Genomic DNA, 21,199 nt, shown 5'->3' on the forward strand with positions numbered 1-21,199 from the left:
ATTGCCGGAAATTCTTTAGTGCAAGTGTATTATATCACAATTAACTAATGCGTAATGTTAACAAGGTAATATCATCAATGCGTTTTCCTTTAATAATCCGGCCAAGATAGTCCATTAGGTTTTGATTGAATTTATCAGGGGCAAGGTGCCCGTTTTCGCTAATGTAGCTTAGCAGCTTACCTTCGTTCCAGCGTATGTCCTGCTCCAGTTCGTAATCCATCAGTCCATCTGTGTAATTAAATATCATGCTACCTGGGTCAATGGTCACTTCTCCTAAGTTAAGGAACGGCAGCTCATCAAAAACACCAATCATGGTAGTACCGGTTTTTAGCAACTGCGTGGCGTTACCGTTAAACAAAATGGTTGGATTGTGCCCGGCGTTTACGTAGCAAAGCTTGCGGGTACGCTCGTTGTACTTGGCAACAAAGAGTGTAATGAAACGCTCACCTTTAGTATTTAAAATAACAATTTGGTTAAGCTTTTTAACAACTGTAGATAAATCGTCCTCTACAGTAGCCCAGGCACGCAAACTGGCCTGAAAGTTTGCCATTAGTAAAGCAGCCGATATTCCCTTGCCAGATACGTCGGCTATGCACCAGAGAAACTCCTCTTCATTAAGCCTGAAAAAGTCAAAGTAGTCTCCGCCAATATCCTGATGCGGCAAATATTTAGCGCTGGCTTCAACAGCGTGGTCTTTATGTATTTTAACCGGAATGAGCATGTTTTGCACCTCAACGGCTAATTCCATTTCCCGCTGAAAACGCTCTGCCTGTAACCGCTCGCGAAACAATTTTTTGTTTTCGAGCGCAACCACAATAACGTTAATGAGCGTTTGCATAAAGTTAAGGTCATTGCTCATCATTTCACCCGATAGGGTAAAATCGCCTATAAGGGCATAAGCCAACGGCCTGTTTTTATGATAGATAGGGATAAAATAATTGTAATTGCTCAAAACAGCATCAGTATAGCCGTTTAAAGCGGTAGGCGTTTTGACCTTTTTGAGCAGGCTGCACGCCTTATGTAGCACCGATACGCCCTCAAATTCGCCACCATATTTAGAAACGCAAACGTAGCTTCCCTGCTTCTCAATTAAAAAACGCAGCTTGCCAACCTGCAGGTAATTTTTTAAAATCACTTCCAGCATTTGCAGTAACACAGGTGCCGCCGTATTTTTATTAATGGCTTGTGTTACCTCCAGTAAAGAGTTTAATTCCCACTGCCTTTTCAGGAGCAGCTTAATTAACTCATCTTCGCCCGAGCCTTCGTCGATATTGTGCATTTGTAGTTCTGTAGACGTTCTAAATTAGAAAAATATTTTTATAACCTAACGTTTTGCGATTTAATATCAAAAGCATCGCGCAAACCGGTAGTTACCAGGTTAAACGCATACACCATTATCATTATAGCCAAACCAGGTATGATAGCCAGGTAGGCAGCATCCATAATAATATAACCGTAGTGTTCTCTAATCATGCCTCCCCACGTTGGTACCGGTGGTTGAGCGCCAAAACCTAAAAAGCTCAACCCGGCTTCTAGCAGTATTGCCGATGCAAAATTTGATGCCGCAATAACCATTACCGGTCCGGCCATGTTAGGTAAAATGTGCCTGGTAATTATGCGCGAGTTAGTATAACCTAAAGCACGGGCTGCCTCAATATATTCCGCTTGTTTTAAGCTTATTACCTGGCCGCGTACCAAACGTGCCGCTTCAACCCACATTGACAGGCCTACGGCGATAAATATTTGCCAAAGGCCTTTGCCCAGCGCAAATGATAGTGCAATAACCAGTAGCAGTGCCGGCAACGACCATAAAATGTTCATTACCCAGCTTAACGCTGCATCGGTTTTACCGCCATAATAGCCGGCAACGGCGCCAATGGTAACACCAACCACCAAACTAATCAACACCGCCATAATACCAACAGCTAAGGATATACGTGTGCCTAAAATTACCCTGCTCAGTAAATCGCGGCCGTAAATATCACTGCCGAGCCAAAAGGTTTTAGTTTCAATGTACTTATTAGCAAAGTTGTTTTTATTGGAGATTAAAGCAGGGTTATCGAAAATATTTAACGCGAACGCCCTGCGCTCGGGCTTATCTTCGCTGCTAACATATTCATCAACAATAACCGAATCAGCCTTTATTTGGTAGGATGTAATTGGAATTTGTCTATACACCAGCGGTTTCCCCGGAAAAAAACCGGATACAGCACCAGAGCGTTCTTGCTTGTCTTTATCGGGTATAAGTAACACCTTAAAGCTTGCCCCCGGCTTTTTTAAGCTTAAAGGTAGCGACATGCTGTTGGCATTAGGAGCGTCATCGGGCATAAGCATGTATGCAAACACCGCGGTAAAAAAGGCTAATGCAATTAATAGCAAACCGGCCATGGCCGCCCTGTTTTTTTTGAACACGTGCCAGGCTCTTTGTCCGGGTGTTAAATCATTCAAAATAGCTGAGGGTATAGTTTAAAATCAATATAGCTTAATTATTTGTAATTGTATGTTTATAGTTGAACAGGGATGGTTTTGTTTACACTTATGCGCTTGTATTTTAGTTCAATTTCACCAAATTAAGTACACTAAGTAAACACCTGCCCGGTAGCTTGTTTTGTTTACAAATTAAACTTTTTAATTCAAGAGTGTCAAACACGTACAGCCGGGTTAATAAAGAATAATTATTAAACACTTTGGCAAGAGATTTGTAATCTTGAGGCACAAATAAATTTACACACATCAAAAAATGAAAACCATAAAATTTAAAACAGCTATAGTGGCTGTAGGTTTAGCTACTGCCAGCTTAATTGGTTCGGGTTGTAACTCGTTAACCAAAACTCAAAAAGGTGCTGCTATTGGTGCCGGCGCAGGTGGCACAATTGGTGCAATTATAGGTAAAAGTGCTGGTAACACCGCATTGGGCGCTATTATAGGTGGTGCCGTAGGCGGTACAGCAGGTGCATTTATTGGCCGTAAAATGGACAGACAAGCCGCCGAAATTAAACAAACCGTTCCGGGGGCAACTGTTGAACGCCAGGGTGAAGGTATATTGGTGAAATTTGACTCGGGTATTTTATTCGATGTTAATAAAACTGCGTTAAAGTCAGCAGCTCAAACAAACTTGAGTAACCTGGCTACTTCATTAACTAACAATCCACAAACCAATATTTTAATTGTTGGTCATACTGATAATACCGGTAGCGCCGAGCTTAACCAGGATCTTTCGGTACGCCGCGCCGAATCAGTTAAGTCTTATATAAGCTCGCATGGTGTAAGCGGATCGCGCTTAAGTACTTCGGGTAAAGGTTTTAATGAGCCTATTGCTGATAACAGCACCGAAGCAGGTCGTGCTCAAAACCGTCGTGTGGAAATTGTGATTGTAGCAAACGATCAATTAAAACAAGAAGCTAAACAGGCAGGTAACTAATACCGTATAATAAATATAAAATAACAAAGGCTGCCCTTAATAAAAGGCAGCCTTTGTTATTTTATATTATCCTAAATACACGGCATCTTCATCGCCGGTTTCGGTTAATGATACATATACGTGCTGCTTAATTACAGTTGAAAGCGCCATTCCCGAAAAATCGGTGCTAATGGGGAAGCTTTTATGATTACGGTCAACCAGTACAACGGTACGTAGTTTTTTAAGCGGAACATCTAAAAACACCCCAAAGCCGTATGCAAGCGTTTTACCGCTGTTAAGCACGTCATCAACTAAAATTACCACCTTATTGGCGCATACATTTATATCAGCATCAAGGTTAGCCTCAAGGTGACTGGCATTTTTATCAATTTCAATATTAATCATGGTGCATTTAAACGGAGCTATTTTTTCAAGCACTGCCTTAATGCGTTTGGCAATTACACTGCCTTGCGTTAGTATACCCGCAATTACAATTTCCTGTTCCTCAAAGTTATCTTCAAGAATCTGGTAAGCAATACGGTCAATTTTTTGCTGTATTTGCTGCTTATTGAGTATTAAAAGCTTTTCGGCCATGTTAATGAATTATAAGTACGCTGTGGCTATTTATACTGCCAAACTGAACAGTCCACTTAAGCACAGCAAATATAAAAGTATTTCCTATGGTAGCAGGATAATTACTTTCTTACTTCTCTGCCAGCAATGCATCGGTAAGGCGTTCAAATTCGTTAACAAATTCGGTGTAATAGCTGCCGGTTCCGGGGCCACTGAAGCCCGTATATATTTTACGAACTTCACCCTTTTTATCAATGATAATAGTGGTTGGAAAGGCCATTACATTGTTAAGCATAGGTAAGCTTTTGGCTGCCTCTTTTTTGTTGCTGGTAAATTCTGTAATTAGCAACGGATACGGTATGCCGAGATGTTCCCGTTCCTGCAACACAGCTTTTTTTGATTTCTCAAAGTCGGCTGTCCGTTCGTAAGCTAATCCCAAAACCTCAACACCTTTGCTTTGATACTTTTTATAGTAATTAACAAGGTAAGCAGTTTCGTCCATACAGTTTGGGCACCATGAACCCATTATTTGTATAATTACAACCTTGTTTTTAAACCGGGCATCTGATAGTGATACTTTCTGTCCGCTTACATCAGGAAATGAAAAATCTATTTTTTTATAGCCCGGCTTTAAGGCCGTAAGTGAATAGGCATCGGGTAATTTTGCTTTCGCATCTTTATCGGCTGTCCATGGCGTACGGCCAAAATTGCCGTTTGTTATAGTATTATCACTTGCTATATCAGCCGTAAAAAGAAAAGCATGCCCACCGTCAAAGCACGATAGGTATAGCTTATTGCCACTTACAGTGCCTTCCAGGTAACGGTAATCGCCGGTGGTGGTTAAAAAGGTACCTGTAACACGGTTACCGGTTTGGTTAAATTCTCCTACTGTTGTATCTCGTTCAGCACCATCGCCAAAAATTGCACGCCATCTGCCGCTCACATTAAATGCCGGTGCTTCCGGTTTCTCAAAAAAGCGCCACTTTTGACCGTATTGAGCATTAAATGGTGTTACAGCATCTCTTTCTCCAAGGTGTTTGATGAATTGGCCGCTAAGTTGATTTCCATCCTGTTTAAGGCGAAATTCCGAATCGAACAAAGGCATATGTATAAAAAGCGAATCGGCCTTGGTTTGAATATCATTTACTTTAAAGCGTTCAGACGCATTCAAAATGTATATCACCTTTTTGCCGGCCTCCTGCGCAACTTCAAAATTAAATGGTACCTCGCCGGTAGCAGGTTTGAGAATACCCCGCCAAATGCCCGTTTTGAATTTTATTTGCGCTGAAACTGAAAGCGACCCTAAGATCAGATATATCAAGAAAAGTATTTTTTTCATCGTTTACTAATAGTATACAAAGTAAACAAACATTTAAATTAAGTCTATAGATTTTGTAGAATATGATGATTGCCTTGCAAAAGTTGTATTCGGACGTTTAAACTCATCCAAAATTCAATTACATTAGTAGTTCTTTATAAGATGACTACTCCAATGAAAATAAAATATACATTACTTATCTTCCTGTTAGTTGGCTGTTTTAGTGCGGTAAAAGCGCAAAGTAAAAAGCCTGCAAACAAAGCTAAACCCATAGTTGCAGCAGGTTTAAAAAGTTCTGAACAACGCGGCCAGGCGGTGTATGCTGCAAACTGCCTGTCATGCCATCAGGTTGATGGTGGCGGTATACCCGGAATGAATGCACCGCTTATTAAAACGTCTTACGTGCTTGGCAGCAGTGATAAGTTGGTGAACATTTTATTGAAAGGTATGCAGGGCGTTGAGATAGACGGGGAGGAGTATAAAAATATTATGCCTGCATTTGCGCATCTTACCAACCAGCAAATTGCTGATGTACTTACTTATGTACGTAATAATTTTGGTAATAAGGCGCCTGCTGTAACGGTAAAAGAAGTTGCCGCAATACGTGAATAAAGGTCATAAACTCTGACCTCCGCATTTAAATTAACTTTTATTTTACGGCTACGTCCCAAACTTTTGACATACGCGAGCTGCCTGCAGGCCCATCAATATTAAGCACCACAATGTATTTACCGGCGTTTTTGTATTGATGTACGGGGCTTTGTTCGGTAGAGGACGTGCCGTCGCCAAAGTCCCATTTCCAGGAGGTTATTTTACCAATGCTTTCGTCATTAAACGTTACTGAGCGTTTATTCATATCTGTAACGATGAATGACCAACGGGCTTCAATAGCTTTTTGATATTTGGCATCTAATGGCATAAGGGTAAATACAGTACCCAAACTGGTGTTGCCATACATTTTATGATTTTTAGATAGGTTCCAAAAACCTTTTTTCGACTCATCGTTAACATCATCATAATCTATAACGGCCCAGGTAAGGCCAATTTTTTTGTTATCGCTTAAAACCGACTCAACAGCTCTTTGCGGACCTTCGGCGCCGGCATAGTCAAACGGGGTAATCCAAAATTCGGCAATCAGTTTGCCTGGCTGGCCTGGTTTAAAGTTATATGAATAAGCAATGTTTGAATAAGGCAGGTTTTTGATCCAAGGTTGGCTACCCCAGGCCAAGGCCCAGTCTTTACCTACGGCAGGGGTGAAAATGTGGTAGTTTTGAGCATGCACGCCATGGTATGAAAAATAAATATCCCATGGGTTAAGACTTTGATTTGGATGCCAGTCGGTAATAAGCGGCCCGCCGGATAGGTCACCGTCTACCACTATTTCAAACGTGTCGTTATGCAAATCGGAGCGGCTAAAGTCCCAGTAGTTGTCATAAGCCTCGTACAAAAAGTATAGCCGGTTAAGTCCTTTAACCCACGCAACACGTACTTTAACATCCAAATTTTTAGGATCGACTGCAGGGTAATGTTTAGAATCATCCCAAAGCTGGTCCGTACCAACAATATACTCTTTTGGGAAACTATCCCAATCGTCAGTCTTTCCATCTATCTTGGGTATCATATTGGCCGGGAACTGATATATTTTGTAACCCCGGTCGTCTTGCGCAAATGCGCCTACGCTTAGTAATATAATTAGGCCAGATAAAATACTTTTACGCATGTGCTTAATATTGATGCCACTGCTATGGCTTTACAATATTAAATTATTCAGCCGGATTTTTTTCAGCAGCTTGTTTTAATAGATTCAACGCCGCAGGCCACGTATCTGCAAAGAATGTTTTAAACTCATCGGGCAGGCCATCGCCTTCCAGCTCTATCAAAAGCTCGGTTTTGCCATTCGCATCGCTTAACGTGTAGTTTTCATGTGCGCCAGCCCAGGTATTTACAGCTTCGCTTTCTGTATCTTCAACGCCTTGTTTTACCTCGCCTATATGCTTAAACGACATAAATTCGGGCTCACTTAGTTTGGCTATTACTGATACCATTCCATTCTGCTGCTGATCAAGAAACAATACCTTACTGCCTTCCTTCCAGTTTGTAACTGCGTGCGAGCCTTCACAAAATGCAGCTGTCCATTGCGGGTAAGTTTCATCGCTCCATAAAGTTTTCCAAACCTGCTGGCGCGAAGCATTGATGGTAACATTGAACGTTAGCTTTTCCATAGTTATAATTGTTTGATACAAATATGCTTGCTTACGTCCGTTGTTAAGCGGTGTGTTTGCGACAATTTATAAGGCTAATTACGCAATTTAAGCCTATGTTTTGCTTTTACACTAAATGCAGCCTATATTTAAGGTTATGAAAAGTAACTTAACCATGCGGCAGAAACTGATAGTGCCTTTTATAATCATAGGAGGAATGATTGTGGTAGGCGTTCGCAGTATTTATAAAGGGATGTTACTGCATCAGAACTGGCGGGTTGCTTTGGCTATATTAGGCGTTGTTTGCTTTACTACCTTGCTTGGTGCCATGGTTATAGCAGTAACCAAGCATGAAAAAGCTCAAAAAAAGTCTTAACTGAAAGCCTCACGAAAGGCTACCAAAATAGCCAGCTTTGTATCACGGTCCAAATCAGGTTCCTCCGGCATTTCAGGACGTTGAGGCCTGTCGTCTTTATACTCAATCGGAAATAAGGCTATAAATTTTTGCAATGGCAATTCATACTGCAGCCACTCAGTACGGTTATATATCTCCTCCAGCTTAAATTCAAACAACCGCATTTGGTGTGCATCCATATAGTATTCTTAACCCTCCTGATGGGAAATCAAAAATTAAGGCGCAAGATACCAAATGTTAATTTGTTCTTCCCCTTCACGGATATTGTTGGCTTTCATATTTGCCAAAATATCCTCAATTTCGCAATCCCGAAAAAGCATAGTGATACATGATAGATCATCATTTAAAAATTGCCCAAGAGCTATCCGTAGCTTCGAAACAGGTTACCGCTACGGTTAGCTTGTTAGATGAGGGCGCTACTGTACCCTTCATTTCACGGTACCGCAAGGAGCTAACCGGCAGCCTTGACGAAGTACAGATTACCGCCATACGCGACCGAATACAACAACTAAGAGACTTAGATAAACGCCGCGAAGCCATCCTGAAATCGCTTAGCGATATGGGCAAACTAACGCCGGAGTTACAAGGACAAATTGATGCTGCCGAAACCATGGTAGCATTGGAGGATTTGTATTTACCATACCGCCCTAAACGGAAGACTCGCGCTACTGCTGCCCGCGAAAAGGGCTTGCAGCCTTTGGCCGACCTCATCTTCACTCAAAATAAAGTTGACCTTTTGTTAGAGGCAGATAAATACGTTGATGCCGAAAAAGGCGTAAACAGCCCCGAAGAAGCTCTTGCCGGGGCGCGCGACATTATAGCCGAAACCATTAGCGAAAATGCCGAGGTTCGCGCCAAAATGCGCGATCTGTTTATTGAAAAAGGTGAATTCCAATCAAAAGTAGCGCCGGGCAAAGAAGAGGTGGGTATTAAGTACAAAGATTATTTCGATTGGAAAGAATCAGTTAAATCAGCACCGTCACACCGTATATTGGCCATGCGCCGCGGCGAGAAGGAGGAGATACTGTATTTAGATATTTTGCCTCCTGAAGACGATGCAATTGCTATGCTCGACCGTACGTTTGTTACAGCAAATAATTCAGCAAGCGACCAGATAAGGTTAGCTATAGCCGATGGTTATAAACGATTGCTTAAACCATCAATGGAAACCGAGGCTCGCCTTATTACCAAGAAAAAGGCAGATGAAGAAGCTATAAGGGTATTTGCCGAGAATGCGCGACAGTTATTGCTTGCTGCGCCGTTAGGACAAAAGCGCGTTATGGCTATTGACCCTGGTTTCCGTACCGGTTGTAAAGTAGTTTGCTTAGATGAACAGGGTAAGCTTTTAGAATACACAGCTATTTTCCCCCACACCGGCGCAGGACAAGCCCGTGAGGCTGAAAAAACTGTTCAGCACTTGTTTGAGACCTATAAAATTGAGGCTATTGCTATTGGCAACGGTACCGCCGGCAGAGAAACCGAAACTTTTGTACGCAACCTTAACCTGCCTGGTGTAACCATAGTTATGGTTAATGAAAGCGGAGCATCAATTTACTCAGCATCAGAAGTTGCTCGTGAGGAATTTCCGGATAAGGACGTTACCGTTCGTGGGGCCGTATCGATTGGTCGTCGTTTAATGGACCCACTGGCTGAATTGGTTAAAATTGATCCAAAGTCAATTGGAGTAGGGCAATACCAGCATGACGTTGACCAAAGCAAACTGCAAACATCATTGGATGATACCGTAGTTAGTTGTGTAAACGCGGTAGGAGTAGAGCTTAACACTGCCTCAAAGCAAATTTTGGCATATGTGTCAGGCCTTGGTCCTCAATTGGCCCAAAACATTGTAGAGTACCGAAATCAAAACGGTGCATTCAAAACCCGCGAGCAATTGAAAAAAGTACCACGTTTAGGAGAAAAAGCATTTGAGCAGGCAGCAGGCTTTTTACGTATTCAAGGTTCTGAAAATCCGCTGGAAGCCAGCGGTGTTCACCCGGAGCGGTATACCTTAGTGCAGCAAATGGCTAAGGATAGCAACGCCACCATTCGCGATTTGATGACTAATGAAAAGTTGCGTAAAAGCATCCCGCTGCAAAAATATACATCAGATAAAGTAGGCTTGCCTACACTGAATGATATTATGGCCGAACTTGCCAAACCAGGCCGTGACCCACGTGAAAAGTTTGAAGCATTTAGCTTTACCGAAGGTGTTAACGCTATTAGCGATTTAAAAGTTGGTATGAAGTTGCCGGGCATTGTAACCAACATTACAGCCTTTGGTGCCTTTGTTGACATTGGGGTTCACCAGGATGGATTGGTGCATTTAAGTCAGATTACCAACCGTTACATTAAAGACCCTAATGAGGTATTAAAAGTGCACCAGCAGGTTGAAGTAACCGTAACTGAGGTGGATGTAAACCGCAAGCGTATATCACTTAGCATGAAAGGGGACGAAAAAGCGGGTAACAGTGCTAACCGCAAGCAGGCTACCGTGGGTGGAAACAGCAACGCAAACCGCAACAAAAAAGAACCAGAAACAGATATGCAAAGTAAACTGGCGGCACTTAAAGCCAGGTTTAAATAGGCTGTTTTGCTATGTTTTAAGAAATGCCCTGCTGTAAAATACAGCAGGGCATTTGCTTTTATGTGGCCGCAACAAAATTACTCTAATGTAATTTGGCGTTTAATTGATTCTTCAAGAGATATGAACGTTTCGGTACGCGAAATACCTGGTACGCTTTGTATGTTTTCGTTCAATACCTCACGCAGGTGATTAGTATCATGGCAAACAATTTTTGCAAAAATACTCCACTCGCCTGTGGTGTAATGTAGCTCCACAATCTCATTAATTTCTTTAAGCTTTTTAACAGCTTCGTGGTACTGAGAGCCTTTTTCAAGGTATATGCCTAAGAATGCAGTAACGTCAAAACCCAACTTTTGAGGGTTAACTTCGAGGCTGGCACCCTTAATAACGCCCATTTCCTCAAGTTTTTTCATGCGTACGTGTATAGTGCCACCCGATACAATAAGATCTTTTGCAATTTCAGTATAAGGAGTGGTTGCATTCTTCATAAGAATGGACAGAATTTGAATATCTAAATTATCAATTTCTAAATTTTGGGCTTTTCTGTGCGGCATAAATTCGTATTAATTTATTTATACACAAGGATAATTAAAATTTGAATAAAAATGCAAATATTTTATTGAAATATTTGCAAGAAATTGACAGGCCTCTTAACTTTGTATCAAGCGATACGGAAAATATCTCTTGTTCTTTAATAAAAACAATACTGTTGGGTGGTGAAATTTTTGGCAGACACACCTCCTTGTCCCGGTGGCGGAGATAATGGGAAACCTTCGGGCTAACCACTCTGTGAAGGTTCGAATCCTTCCCCAACAGCTCTTCTCATAATTTAGGTTTATAATTGGTTAGTAAAAGTCCCCCTGCCCATCAGGGGGCTTTGCTTTTTATAAGGATTTGTCTAGCCTGAATGATTAAAGAAAGCTTAATTGATCATCCAAATGCAGCTTTAAATAAAAAGGTGTGAATATGTTGTGCTTATATTTTAGATGTAGAGATAAGCTACCGTGCATCACAATAGATGCAGTGTAAGGTAAAAATTGGAGAGGCGTTTGAGTTAGTGTATGTCAAATACCTAAAGCTTCACAGGCTTTTTCAGCGGCCAGTTTTTCAGCATTCTTTTTACTGAATTCTTTGCCCAGGCCCATTATCTCACCATCAATGTTCACCTGAATAGTAAAAAGCTTATTGCTTTCTCCATCCTGATTGAGGGTGAGTTCAAATAACACATCTTTACCGTGACGCTGGCACCATTCAATCAACTTGCTTTTAAAGTTGGTTTCGGTTTGCTCAAGAGTATGAATATCAATATGGGCTTTGATAATGCGGTTGATGAGAAAACCGCGGGTAAAATCGTAACCTTTATCCAAATAAACAGCACCTATAAGTGCCTCAAATGCATCGCCCAGCAATGATCCCTGCCGGGTTGAGTTAACCATGCGGTTATCGTACTGTATAAGCCCATCTAAGCCCAATTTGCGGGCAAGCTGGTTAAGATTATTGCGGCTTACAATTTTTGAGCGTAACTCTGTTAAAAAGCCTTCGTCTTGATAGGGGTACATTTTGAAAAGCACCTCGGCCACTACGCTGCCTAAAACTGCATCCCCCAAAAACTCTAAACGCTCGTTACTGTTTTTAACACCTTTTTTTACAGCTTGCGCTACAGATTTATGCCTGAAAGCCAAACGGTATAAAGACAAATTGCCCGGCACAAAGCCGAGCAAATTCTTTAAAGTTTTGACGTATTTACGGTGCGGAGATAAGTATAGCTTATATAAGCGGCTTACAGGCATGTAAAACGATTTTATTATTCTTCGTATTTTTTGAAGATAACTGATGCATTGTGGCCTCCAAAGCCAAAACCGTTACTTTGAGCAGCACGAACTACGCGCTTTTGAGCTTGGTTAAACGTAAAGTTTATACGCGAATCAAAAGCCGGATCGTCAGTAAAGTGGTTAATAGTTGGCGGTACAATGTCATTTTTAACAGCCAAAATAGCTGCAATTGCTTCAACAGCACCAGCTGCACCTAATAAGTGACCGGTCATGGATTTGGTTGAGCTGATATTAACGCGGAAGGCATCATCGCCATATGCATCTTGTATAGCTTTAACCTCCTGAGGGTCGCCTATAGGAGTTGATGTACCGTGAACATTCACATAGTCAATGTCGGCAGGTGTCATCCCGGCATCTTCAAGTGCTGCCTTCATTACTAGCGCAGCGCCCATACCCTCAGGGTGTGGAGCTGTCATGTGATAAGCATCGGCACTCATGCCACCACCCATCATTTCGGCATAAATTTTAGCTCCGCGGGCTTTGGCATGCTCTAACTCTTCAAGTATAATGGTGCCTGCGCCTTCACCTGCGACAAAGCCGTCGCGGTCAAGATCAAACGGCCTTGATGCCGTTGCCGGGTCCTCATTACGGGTACTTAAAGCGTGCATAGCATTAAAACCACCAATACCGGCTTCGTTAATGATAGCTTCAGAACCACCACTGATAAACATATTTGCTTTACCTAACCTGATGTAGTTAAAAGCATCTATCAATGAGTTGTTTGACGAAGCACATGCCGAAACTGTGGTAAAGTTTGGTCCGCGTAAGCCATATTTGATAGAGATGTGCCCCGGGGCAATATCAGCTATCATTTTAGGAATAAAGAACGGGTTAAAACGCGGCGTACCGTCACCTTTGGCAAAGTTTACCACTTCATCCAAAAATGTTTTTAAACCGCCAATACCCGAGCCCCATATCACACCGATACGGTTGGTATCCAGCTTTTCAAAATCTAACGCTGCATCTTTAACCGCCTCTTCGGTGGAGTATAAAGCGTACTGAACAAAAGGATCGAGCTTACGGGCATCTTTGCGGCCCAGAAAAGCATCGGCATCAAAATTTTTAACCTCGCACGCAAATTTTGTTTTGAAATGCATTACGTCAAAACTTTTGATAAAATCAGCGCCGCTTACTCCGTTAATTAATCCGTTCCAGTATTCTGAAACCGAATTACCTATCGGAGTAAGCGCACCAAGTCCGGTTACAACTACTCGTTTAAACTCCATTAAATATTATTGAGGAGTGCTTATTTAACGTTTTTTTCCAGGTAAGCAATAGCTTGGCCAACAGTACCGATAGTTTCGGCCTGATCATCAGGAATAGCTACGTTAAACTCTTTTTCAAACTCCATGATTAATTCCACGGTGTCTAATGAGTCAGCACCTAAATCGTTGGTGAAGCTTGCCTCAGGTGTAACTTCACTTTCGTCAACACCTAATTTTTCCACGATGATTGCTTTTACTCTTGAAGCGATATCAGACATAATAATCTATGTTAAATGATTAAATAAAAATTCTGTGCAAAGAAAAATAAATTTAGTTAAATATCAAATCTAAAATCTTCGCACTTAATACAACAAAATTTTAATGCAACGGTTTCAGTTAGTAGTTTTGCCACTCAAAATATTTAATATATAGTTTTGACAAAAAAGGTTTTAAAGTTTGAGATAGAACTGGACTTCGTTCTGATTGCTATCAATACCCCTTTGAAAGACTACCGGGTTTGTCACTTTATCAATAAATATCTCAACTTCAATTTTAAAAAACAACCCGACCTGGCCGTTGATATTTACCAGGGAATTACCGAGCCTGCGCTGTTTTCAATTTACCATTACGTTTGGGAAAATACCGAAACCGATTTTTATTTTATTGCTAATAAAGGCTCTGACGGCCTCTTAATACCTGAAATGCGCGAGGTGGACTACTTTTTTATGATCAAGAATTTTATTGATGATACTGACCTTAATAATGTAATAAGCCAGCTAAATCGCATACCCGAAATTATGGCCGCGGTAAAGATTGAACCTAAAAAGATAAAATCACGGGAAAATCTGTTATTTTAGCGGCGTTTTAAAAGTGTAATATTTACACACTAACATTAATTTAACACGACCAGATAAAACCAACATATGAAATTATCGTATAACCGAACTAAGATTGTGGCCACCATGGGCCCGGCATCTGCAAAAAAAGATGTTTTATTAGCTATGGTGAAAGCGGGTGTAAACGTTTGCCGACTTAATTTTTCGCACGGCAAGCCCGAAGATCACCAGAAAACCATTAATCTCATTCGCGAGATTAACGAGCAATACAAAACCAACATTGCTATGCTGGCCGACTTACAAGGCCCTAAAATTCGCATAGGCCTGGTTAAAGATGGCGGTATTCACCTTATTAATGGTAAGCATATCAATATGACTACCAACGAGTGTATTGGCGACGAAAACAACATTTACATCACTTACGAAACCTTCCCTCAAGACGTACAGGTTAACGAAATTATTTTGTTAGATGATGGAAAATTACAGTTGCGCGTTATTGAAACCAACCGTAAAGACAACGTTTTATGTGAGGTTGTACACGGTGGTATTTTAACATCACGTAAAGGTGTAAACCTGCCAAACACCAAAGTATCAATCCCAAGCTTAACCGAGGAAGATTTGGTTAACCTGCAGTTTGTTCTACAGAACGATGTGGAGTGGATTGGTCTTTCTTTCGTTCGTAAAGCCGAAGATATTATTGACCTTAAACGCATCATTCGCGAAAACGGTAAAGCTTCGCGCGTTATTGCAAAAATTGAGAAGCCTGAGGCCATCGAAAATATCGACGAGATTATTGCTGCTACCGACGGTGTGATGGTTGCCCGTGGAGACCTGGGTGTTGAAATGCCCATGGAAGAAGTTCCGTTATTGCAAAAAATGATTGCGAGCAAATGTCGTGCAGCTTCAAAACCGGTAATTGTAGCCACCCAAATGCTGGAAAGCATGATTACCACCCCGCGCCCAACCCGTGCCGAGGTGAATGACGTTGCTAACTCGGTATTAGACGGGGCCGATGCTGTTATGCTTAGCGGTGAAACGTCGGTAGGTGAGTTTCCGGTAATTGTTATTGAAACGATGGCTAAAATTGTTCGTAACGTAGAAGAGCTTGGCTATCCGTTTAATAAAGCTAAAGATGTTTACGGTGAAAACGTAACTGCTAATGGCTTAAGTAATGCTGTTTGCGAATCGGCAGTGCATTTATCAGAGCATACCGGCGCTGTTGGTATCGTATCAATGACTTTTTCGGGCTACACCGCTTTTGAAATTTCAAGCCATCGTCCTAAAGCCAGTACCTACATCTTTACATCAAACAGGCAGTTGCTTAATTCTTTGAGCCTTGTATGGGGCGTTAAAGCTTTCTATTACGATGAACTAGAAAGTACAGATAAAACCATTGCCGATGTTAACAACATCCTTAAATCAGAGAATTTGGTTGAAGTAGGCGATGTGGTTATCAACACTGCCGCTACGCCAATATCAGCTCAGGGTAAAACCAATATGATTAAAGTAAGCGTTATTGAATAGTGACTAACGTTTAATGAAATAGAAAGGCCGTTCTGCTGAGAGAACGGCCTTTTTTTATAAACAACATTTTTGCAACTTGAGCATTTAATACTCAACTTATGAGAGCAGTACTACAACGAGTTACCGAAGCTTCCTGCCGCGTTAACGGGCAAATTACCGGTGAAATAAAAACCGGGTTTCTGGTTTTATTAGGCATTGAAGATGCCGACACTATAGAAGATGCTCAATGGCTTGCTCAAAAAATTGTGGGTATGCGTGTGTTTGGTGATGATGGTGGCCTCATGAATAAAGCATTAGCCGATGTAGATGGCCGCATACTGCTGGTATCACAGTTTACGCTGTTTGCGCAAACTAAAAAAGGTAACCGTCCGTCGTTTATACGTGCAGCCCGGCCGGATAAGGCTATACCGCTTTACGAGCAAATGATAAGCATACTTAATAACCTTACAGGCCACCTAACCCAAAACGGCGTATTTGGTGCCGATATGAAAATAAGCCTTGTTAACGATGGGCCCGTGACTATTGTGATGGATACCAAAGACAGGGATAACTTTTAATAACGCTTGTAATCATCAAATGCAGCAAATACTGCTATTTTTAAACTATGACAATTAAAGAGGCCCAGGAACTGGTTGATAAGTGGATAAATACTACCGGTATACGTTATTTTAACGAACTAACTAATACTGCTATGCTTATGGAAGAGGTGGGCGAGGTTGCCCGTATTATGGCCAGGCAGTATGGTGAGCAGTCATTTAAAAAATCGGACACCGAGGTTAATTTGGCTGATGAAATGGCCGATGTGCTTTTTGTATTAATTTGCCTGGCCAACCAAACCGGTATTGACCTTACCGAGGCACTGGAAAAAAACCTTGACAAAAAAACAATACGCGATACCGAGCGCCATCGTAATAACGAGAAACTTAAACCATAATTACATGAGACAGTTAATTTGGACTTTGTTTTTAATCAACACTTTGTTTGCTTGTAAAAACAACAGTAAACAAGCTGATTTTCAAACTCAGGAGATGGCTTTAGCGGCCCCTCCACCGGCAAGTTCTCCTCTTAGAGAGACCGATAAGGTAGATGCAGTTAAGATGCCTCCCGAAGTTAATAGTACTAGTGTCATAGACAAAAAGATTATCAAAGAAGGCTCAATTGTTTTTGAAACCAATAATATAAAAGCTACACGTAAGATTATTACTGATAGCTTAAAAAGATTGGGTGGTTATGTAGGGGAAGAAAGAGAAAGCAACAACAGCGAGGTAAATCGTAAAGAATACACGTTGAGCGTACGCATCCCTGCTCAAAACTTTGAAAAGTTTTTGAACACCGTATCAACATCAGCTGACCGCATTGAGTCGAAAAATATATCGTCGAGAGATGTAACCACTGAGTAAATTGATGTTACTACCCGTCTTAACAACCAAAAATTGTTGGAGAACCGGTATAAAGACCTGCTGCAAAAAGCCTCTAAAATGGCAGATGTACTGGAGGTTGAAAACAAACTGAGCGAAATCCGCACCAATATTGAAGCTACGCAAGGACAATTAAACTACCTCAATAAACAAGTTGCCTACAGTTCATTGGATGTCACCTTCTTTACCGAGACCGCCATTAAGGGTGGTAGTGGCAATGGTTTTAGCTATAAATTTAAACGTGCCCTTGGCGATAGTTGGGAGTTACTTGAAGGCTTGTTCTTTGGTATAATAACATTATGGCCTGTATTATTGGTTATTGGTGTAATTGTATGGCTAGCGCGCATTTGGTTACGCAAAAGGAGAAGCAAAAAAGTTATTACTTCAGCGCCATAAAGCAACGTATTAATGTAAAATATTGATGCCGGTGAAACCGGCATCATATTCTTCTATACACTAAGTTTAACTAATTTTTCACCTTCTAATACCGGGATAGCGGTAGTTAAATCTATTTGAAGGCAAAAGGCAATATCTTTTTCAATACCTAGGTTTTTAAGGCGTTCGCCGTGAGATGTTTTCTTAAGGTATTGGGTAATATCGTTTTTACCCAGCTGAAACAGGTCATTGGCAGCAATGGCCGGGTCATCCAGTTTAAACTGCAAATCTTTAAGTTGATCTACAACTGCACCGGCAAAAAGGGTATCTTCCAGGTTGAAATTATTTTTCCAGCCCGAGCACACCAGCAGTATATTCTCATTCTGTGTTCGTAACCAGTTGCAAAGTGCTGTAAGGTTAAGGAAAGAGCCAATAACCACACGCTTGGCTTTGCGCGATAAATGCAGGGCGTGAGTGCCGTTAGTTGTTGTTAACACAACAGTTTTACCGTTCACCTTTTCGGGCGTGTAGGCAAAAGGCGAGTTCCCGAAATCAAAACCTGAAACAACCTCGCCGTTACGTTCGGCAGCCAGTAAGTAGCCTAAACCTTTTTCGCGGTAAGCAGCACATTCCTCTACTTCGGCAACAGGTATAATTGCTTCGGCACCATTTTCAATACCATAGCAAATAGATGTGGTAGCACGAAATATATCAATGATAACCACAATTGAGTTTTCAACCTTGTACAGTGGTATTAAAGCCGGTGTTAAGCAAACTTCTAATTGTGGTGCAGTTTGATGTTGATGGTTGTCCTGTTCGATATTCAATTTCTATTATGTTTTAATTAAAAAAGCGGTAGCCTGCAAAGATATTTATCTCTATGATAATTTGCCAGTCTACCGCTTTTATAACATTGCTAAAGCAACGTTAATTATAGCTCAATGCTCTCACCAATTGCCGGAAGCTTTAGGTTAAGGCCGGCTTTAAGGAATTTTTCTTTTGCTTCGTTCTTGTCGATTTTTATAACCGGGAAAGTATCATAGTGTACGCCTACCACATCTTTACAGGCAATAAAATCACAGGCTTTAACAGCATCCTCAATACCCATTGTATAGTTATCACCAATAGGTAATATAGCCCAGTCAAGCTCTTCTTCGGCCAGCAATTTCATATCAAAGGTAAGGGCGGTGTCGCCGGCAAAGTAAATTTTCTTGCCCTCGGCGTAAATTACAAAGCCTGCAGGTACGCCTGCATAGCTGCCATCAGGCATCGAACTGGAGTGCAGGGCATATACCATTTTCACTTTGCCAAAATCAAAATTAAAGCTGCCGCCAATGTTCATGCCATGGGCATCGGGCACACCATTATTTCCAAGCCAGCCGGCTATTTCAGCAATGCAAATTACTTTGGCACCGCTTTGCTTTTGTATAGGAAGCAAGTCGGCAACATGATCGCCGTGCCCGTGCGATACCAGTATGTAATCTGGCTTCAATGCGTTAACATCAATATGCTTTGCCAGTTCATTAGGCGTTATAAACGGATCAAATAACAGAGTTTTACCACCGGTTTGAATCTCAACCGTTGAGTGGCCGTAATAGGTAAGTTTCATAGTTAGCTTGTTTAATGTTTAAAGCAAAATAATAGCGTAGTTGTTTAAGCACAAAATTTATTGTGATTATTGGCCAAACATGCCACCTAAGTCGCCAAACATGTTTTTTGTCATGGCGGCCATCTCGGTTTGGCTTACGTTTTCTGCTTGCTCTAATGCTTTGTTAACGGCTAATACCATTAGCTCTTCAAGCTCTTCTTTATCGGCCTCTTTCATAAAAGCCTCGTCAATAGCAATGTTTTGTATTACCTTATTTGCATTGGCGGTTACGGTTATTTTGCCACCTTCAACACTGCCGCTTACAGTAACACCATCCAGGCGTTTTTTCATTTCGCCAGCTTTTTGCTGAGCCTCAAATAGTTTATCGAACATATGGTTTGAATTATAAGTTGATTAATGGGTGGTTGGTAAAGTCAACATCGGTTAAGATAGTCAAAGCTTCTGATTGATCAACCACTCATAAATGTTAATCCTCTGCTGTTTCGCCGGTACCTTTGTATGCATCTTTACGCACAACGGGCATACCGGTTGCTTTAAATAGGTCGTCTAAATGCAGCAAGCTGCCGTTTACTAAGTTTCCTAACAACACAATGGTGACATCGTTTTTAAGGTCGCGCAAAAATATATGCCTGAAGCCATGCCACCAGCCGGTATGGTATACTACTTTGTCTTTTGAGCTTTCAAATATCCGCCAACCGTATCCGTAACTAAAATGACCACGAATTAGTGGTTGCACCTGTGCTTTATAAGCTGAATCTTGTGTTGCAGGTTTCAATAGTCTGCCCGCCCTTAGCGCCCGGTCAAATAAATATAAATCGCCGATGGTGCTGTAAATGCCTTTATCGCCAACAGGACCATCTAAAAAGTTTTGCGCTACTGAATAACGCCAGCTGTTACGGTCATGGCCTACAACATCTGCCGGTATTTTATCATAAACAGCTTTAGAGTAAACTGCTGTATGCGTCATGCCCGATGGTTTAAAAATGTTTTCCTGCATAAATTGAGCGTATGGCATGCCGGTAACTTTTTCAATAATGGCACCCAACACCATGTAGTTGGAGTTATTATATAAAAAGCGCACGTTGGGCTTATTAAACGGTGCAGGTTTATACTCTGCAATTAAATTCATCACCTGCTGGTTTGTAATGCCTTTTTTTTGATCGCGGTGCTCTTTACGGTACAGGCCGTCAATAAAATAAACATAGTTCATCATGCCCGAGCGGTGCGTAAGCAGCAGGCGTATGGTTACACCCTCATACGGAAAGTTAGGATAAAAATCGCGTACATCCTGGTCAAGCTTTAGCTTTCCTTGTTCCCAAAGCATCATAATGGCGGTACCGGTCATGGTTTTTGATACGGATGCCAGTTCAAACTTCGAGTCGAGCTTTAAGCTGTCGCGGGTGAGATGATTTGCCCAGCCAAAAGCACCTTCATAAATAATTTTACCTTTTTTAGCTACCAGAACGTTGCCGTTAAAGGCACTTTTTTTATGCAGGCGTTGCATAAATGCATCCACTTCCTGGTCTGCATCTTTTGCGTCGTATTTAAGAAGCTTTTGAGGCTCAAAGGGTTTGTCGGTATTCTTTACACCATTTTTTGAAGAAGAATTGGAACACGATGCCAATACGCTAATGGCAAGTGTACCGGCCAGGACAATTTTGTTCAATATCATTATCTAAAGGAGGCTTCGCATTTAAACGATGGCGAAAATCAGAAATTATAATCCGGTTAAAAAGTAAAAGTTTTAATTATTTCATTTTAAGTATTTGTTAGCCCTGCGTTAATTTATCTATCCTTTAAAATTAAGAGCTGTAACTTTAAAAATCGCCTCTACCGCCAAAATTTATAATTTATTATCAAAACTTCCATGTTGAAGAAAGTAACGCTGTTTGGAGTAAGATTAATTGCC

Annotated in this window: 23 protein-coding genes, 1 tRNA gene and 1 pseudogene; 10 read left to right on the forward strand and 15 right to left on the reverse strand. The window is 41.3% G+C overall.

Annotation, left to right across the window (positions count from 1 at the left end):
• Positions 1-40: 40 nt before the first annotated feature.
• Positions 41-1,279, reverse strand: a complete 1,239-nt coding sequence (locus QZ407_RS08695; protein WP_295769827.1) for a PP2C family protein-serine/threonine phosphatase — start codon at positions 1,277-1,279, stop codon at positions 41-43.
• A 38-nt stretch (positions 1,280-1,317) separates the two neighbouring features.
• Positions 1,318-2,448, reverse strand: coding sequence for an ABC transporter permease (locus tag QZ407_RS08700; RefSeq protein WP_295769828.1), 1,131 nt, complete (start codon positions 2,446-2,448; stop codon positions 1,318-1,320).
• Positions 2,449-2,740: 292 nt separating this feature from the next.
• Here QZ407_RS08700 and QZ407_RS08705 point away from each other — a divergent pair, with 292 nt between their 5' ends.
• Positions 2,741-3,421, forward strand: coding sequence for an OmpA family protein (locus QZ407_RS08705; protein ID WP_295769830.1), 681 nt, complete (start codon positions 2,741-2,743; stop codon positions 3,419-3,421).
• A gap of 66 nt (positions 3,422-3,487) precedes the next feature.
• Here QZ407_RS08705 and QZ407_RS08710 read toward each other — a convergent pair whose 3' ends face one another.
• Together QZ407_RS08710 and QZ407_RS08715 are read right to left on the reverse strand one after the other, a co-directional pair.
• Positions 3,488-3,994, reverse strand: a complete 507-nt coding sequence (locus QZ407_RS08710) for a phosphoribosyltransferase family protein (protein ID WP_295769833.1) — start codon at positions 3,992-3,994, stop codon at positions 3,488-3,490.
• A gap of 109 nt (positions 3,995-4,103) precedes the next feature.
• Positions 4,104-5,312 (reverse strand): TlpA disulfide reductase family protein, encoded by a 1,209-nt coding sequence (locus QZ407_RS08715; protein ID WP_295769836.1) that lies wholly within the window; start codon positions 5,310-5,312, stop codon positions 4,104-4,106.
• A 153-nt stretch (positions 5,313-5,465) separates the two neighbouring features.
• On the opposite strand from QZ407_RS08715, the gene QZ407_RS08720 reads away from it, so the two are divergent.
• Complete coding sequence (locus QZ407_RS08720; RefSeq protein WP_295769839.1) at positions 5,466-5,903, forward strand: cytochrome c; 438 nt, start codon at positions 5,466-5,468, stop codon at positions 5,901-5,903.
• A 37-nt stretch (positions 5,904-5,940) separates the two neighbouring features.
• On the opposite strand, the gene QZ407_RS08725 is transcribed toward QZ407_RS08720, so the two are convergent.
• Both QZ407_RS08725 and QZ407_RS08730 read right to left on the reverse strand, forming a co-directional pair.
• A complete protein-coding gene (locus tag QZ407_RS08725) occupies positions 5,941-7,011 on the reverse strand; it encodes a PKD domain-containing protein (protein ID WP_295769842.1) in 1,071 nt (356 codons plus the stop codon).
• A 43-nt stretch (positions 7,012-7,054) separates the two neighbouring features.
• Complete coding sequence (locus QZ407_RS08730; RefSeq protein WP_295769844.1) at positions 7,055-7,513, reverse strand: SRPBCC domain-containing protein; 459 nt, start codon at positions 7,511-7,513, stop codon at positions 7,055-7,057.
• A 136-nt stretch (positions 7,514-7,649) separates the two neighbouring features.
• On the opposite strand from QZ407_RS08730, the gene QZ407_RS08735 reads away from it, so the two are divergent.
• A complete protein-coding gene (locus tag QZ407_RS08735) occupies positions 7,650-7,868 on the forward strand; it encodes a hypothetical protein (protein WP_157542482.1) in 219 nt (72 codons plus the stop codon).
• Here QZ407_RS08735 and QZ407_RS08740 read toward each other — a convergent pair.
• The gene (locus QZ407_RS08740) at positions 7,865-8,086 is read right to left on the reverse strand and encodes a hypothetical protein (protein WP_295769848.1); all 222 of its coding nucleotides are present in this window, start codon (positions 8,084-8,086) and stop codon (positions 7,865-7,867) included. The two genes, QZ407_RS08735 and QZ407_RS08740, sit on opposite strands and share 4 nt — an antisense overlap.
• A gap of 149 nt (positions 8,087-8,235) precedes the next feature.
• Here QZ407_RS08740 and QZ407_RS08745 point away from each other — a divergent pair, with 149 nt between their 5' ends.
• Positions 8,236-10,491 carry a Tex family protein gene (locus tag QZ407_RS08745; RefSeq protein ID WP_295769851.1) on the forward strand — a complete coding sequence of 752 codons (2,256 nt, stop codon included), beginning with the start codon at positions 8,236-8,238 and terminating at the stop codon, positions 10,489-10,491.
• A gap of 77 nt (positions 10,492-10,568) precedes the next feature.
• Here QZ407_RS08745 and QZ407_RS08750 read toward each other — a convergent pair whose 3' ends face one another.
• The gene (locus QZ407_RS08750) at positions 10,569-11,045 is read right to left on the reverse strand and encodes an Lrp/AsnC ligand binding domain-containing protein (protein ID WP_157542479.1); all 477 of its coding nucleotides are present in this window, start codon (positions 11,043-11,045) and stop codon (positions 10,569-10,571) included.
• A 153-nt stretch (positions 11,046-11,198) separates the two neighbouring features.
• Here QZ407_RS08750 and QZ407_RS08755 point away from each other — a divergent pair.
• Positions 11,199-11,307, forward strand: a tRNA-Asp gene (locus QZ407_RS08755).
• A 248-nt stretch (positions 11,308-11,555) separates the two neighbouring features.
• Here the strand turns inward: QZ407_RS08755 and rnc are convergent.
• The 3 genes from rnc to QZ407_RS08770 are packed head-to-tail and all read right to left on the reverse strand — an operon-like array spanning position 11,556 to position 13,806.
• The gene (gene rnc, locus QZ407_RS08760; RefSeq protein ID WP_295769854.1) at positions 11,556-12,281 is read right to left on the reverse strand and encodes a ribonuclease III; all 726 of its coding nucleotides are present in this window, start codon (positions 12,279-12,281) and stop codon (positions 11,556-11,558) included.
• Between the two features lie 14 nt (positions 12,282-12,295).
• The gene (gene fabF, locus QZ407_RS08765) at positions 12,296-13,549 is read right to left on the reverse strand and encodes a beta-ketoacyl-ACP synthase II (RefSeq protein ID WP_295769857.1); all 1,254 of its coding nucleotides are present in this window, start codon (positions 13,547-13,549) and stop codon (positions 12,296-12,298) included.
• Positions 13,550-13,569: 20 nt separating this feature from the next.
• Positions 13,570-13,806 (reverse strand): acyl carrier protein, encoded by a 237-nt coding sequence (locus QZ407_RS08770; RefSeq protein ID WP_008508386.1) that lies wholly within the window; start codon positions 13,804-13,806, stop codon positions 13,570-13,572.
• A gap of 156 nt (positions 13,807-13,962) precedes the next feature.
• On the opposite strand from QZ407_RS08770, the gene QZ407_RS08775 reads away from it, so the two are divergent.
• From QZ407_RS08775 to QZ407_RS08795, 5 genes and pseudogenes are all read left to right on the forward strand, one after another.
• Complete coding sequence (locus QZ407_RS08775) at positions 13,963-14,385, forward strand: IPExxxVDY family protein (RefSeq protein ID WP_295769859.1); 423 nt, start codon at positions 13,963-13,965, stop codon at positions 14,383-14,385.
• 66 nt (positions 14,386-14,451) lie between these two features.
• Positions 14,452-15,888 (forward strand): pyruvate kinase, encoded by a 1,437-nt coding sequence (gene pyk, locus QZ407_RS08780; RefSeq protein WP_295769861.1) that lies wholly within the window; start codon positions 14,452-14,454, stop codon positions 15,886-15,888.
• Between the two features lie 98 nt (positions 15,889-15,986).
• Complete coding sequence (dtd, locus tag QZ407_RS08785; protein WP_295769863.1) at positions 15,987-16,445, forward strand: D-aminoacyl-tRNA deacylase; 459 nt, start codon at positions 15,987-15,989, stop codon at positions 16,443-16,445.
• Positions 16,446-16,492: 47 nt separating this feature from the next.
• Entirely contained in the window at positions 16,493-16,822 is a 330-nt protein-coding gene (locus QZ407_RS08790) for a nucleotide pyrophosphohydrolase (protein ID WP_295769865.1), read from the forward strand.
• Between the two features lie 163 nt (positions 16,823-16,985).
• Positions 16,986-17,702 (forward strand): annotated as a pseudogene (locus QZ407_RS08795) (DUF4349 domain-containing protein).
• A 53-nt stretch (positions 17,703-17,755) separates the two neighbouring features.
• On the opposite strand, the gene QZ407_RS08800 reads toward QZ407_RS08795, so the two are convergent.
• The 4 genes from QZ407_RS08800 to QZ407_RS08815 all read right to left on the reverse strand — a co-directional run bounded on the left by QZ407_RS08800 (position 17,756) and on the right by QZ407_RS08815 (position 20,962).
• Positions 17,756-18,508 (reverse strand): 2-phosphosulfolactate phosphatase, encoded by a 753-nt coding sequence (locus tag QZ407_RS08800; protein ID WP_295769868.1) that lies wholly within the window; start codon positions 18,506-18,508, stop codon positions 17,756-17,758.
• 104 nt (positions 18,509-18,612) lie between these two features.
• On the reverse strand, positions 18,613-19,290 hold the full coding sequence (locus QZ407_RS08805) for a metal-dependent hydrolase (protein WP_295769871.1): 678 nt from the start codon (positions 19,288-19,290) through the stop codon (positions 18,613-18,615).
• A gap of 66 nt (positions 19,291-19,356) precedes the next feature.
• A complete protein-coding gene (locus QZ407_RS08810; protein WP_295769873.1) occupies positions 19,357-19,662 on the reverse strand; it encodes a YbaB/EbfC family nucleoid-associated protein in 306 nt (101 codons plus the stop codon).
• Between the two features lie 94 nt (positions 19,663-19,756).
• Complete coding sequence (locus QZ407_RS08815) at positions 19,757-20,962, reverse strand: serine hydrolase domain-containing protein (RefSeq protein ID WP_295769875.1); 1,206 nt, start codon at positions 20,960-20,962, stop codon at positions 19,757-19,759.
• Between the last annotated feature and the right edge of the window lie 237 nt (positions 20,963-21,199).

The organism is uncultured Mucilaginibacter sp., assembly GCF_913773635.1.
Lineage (GTDB): Bacteria > Bacteroidota > Bacteroidia > Sphingobacteriales > Sphingobacteriaceae > Mucilaginibacter.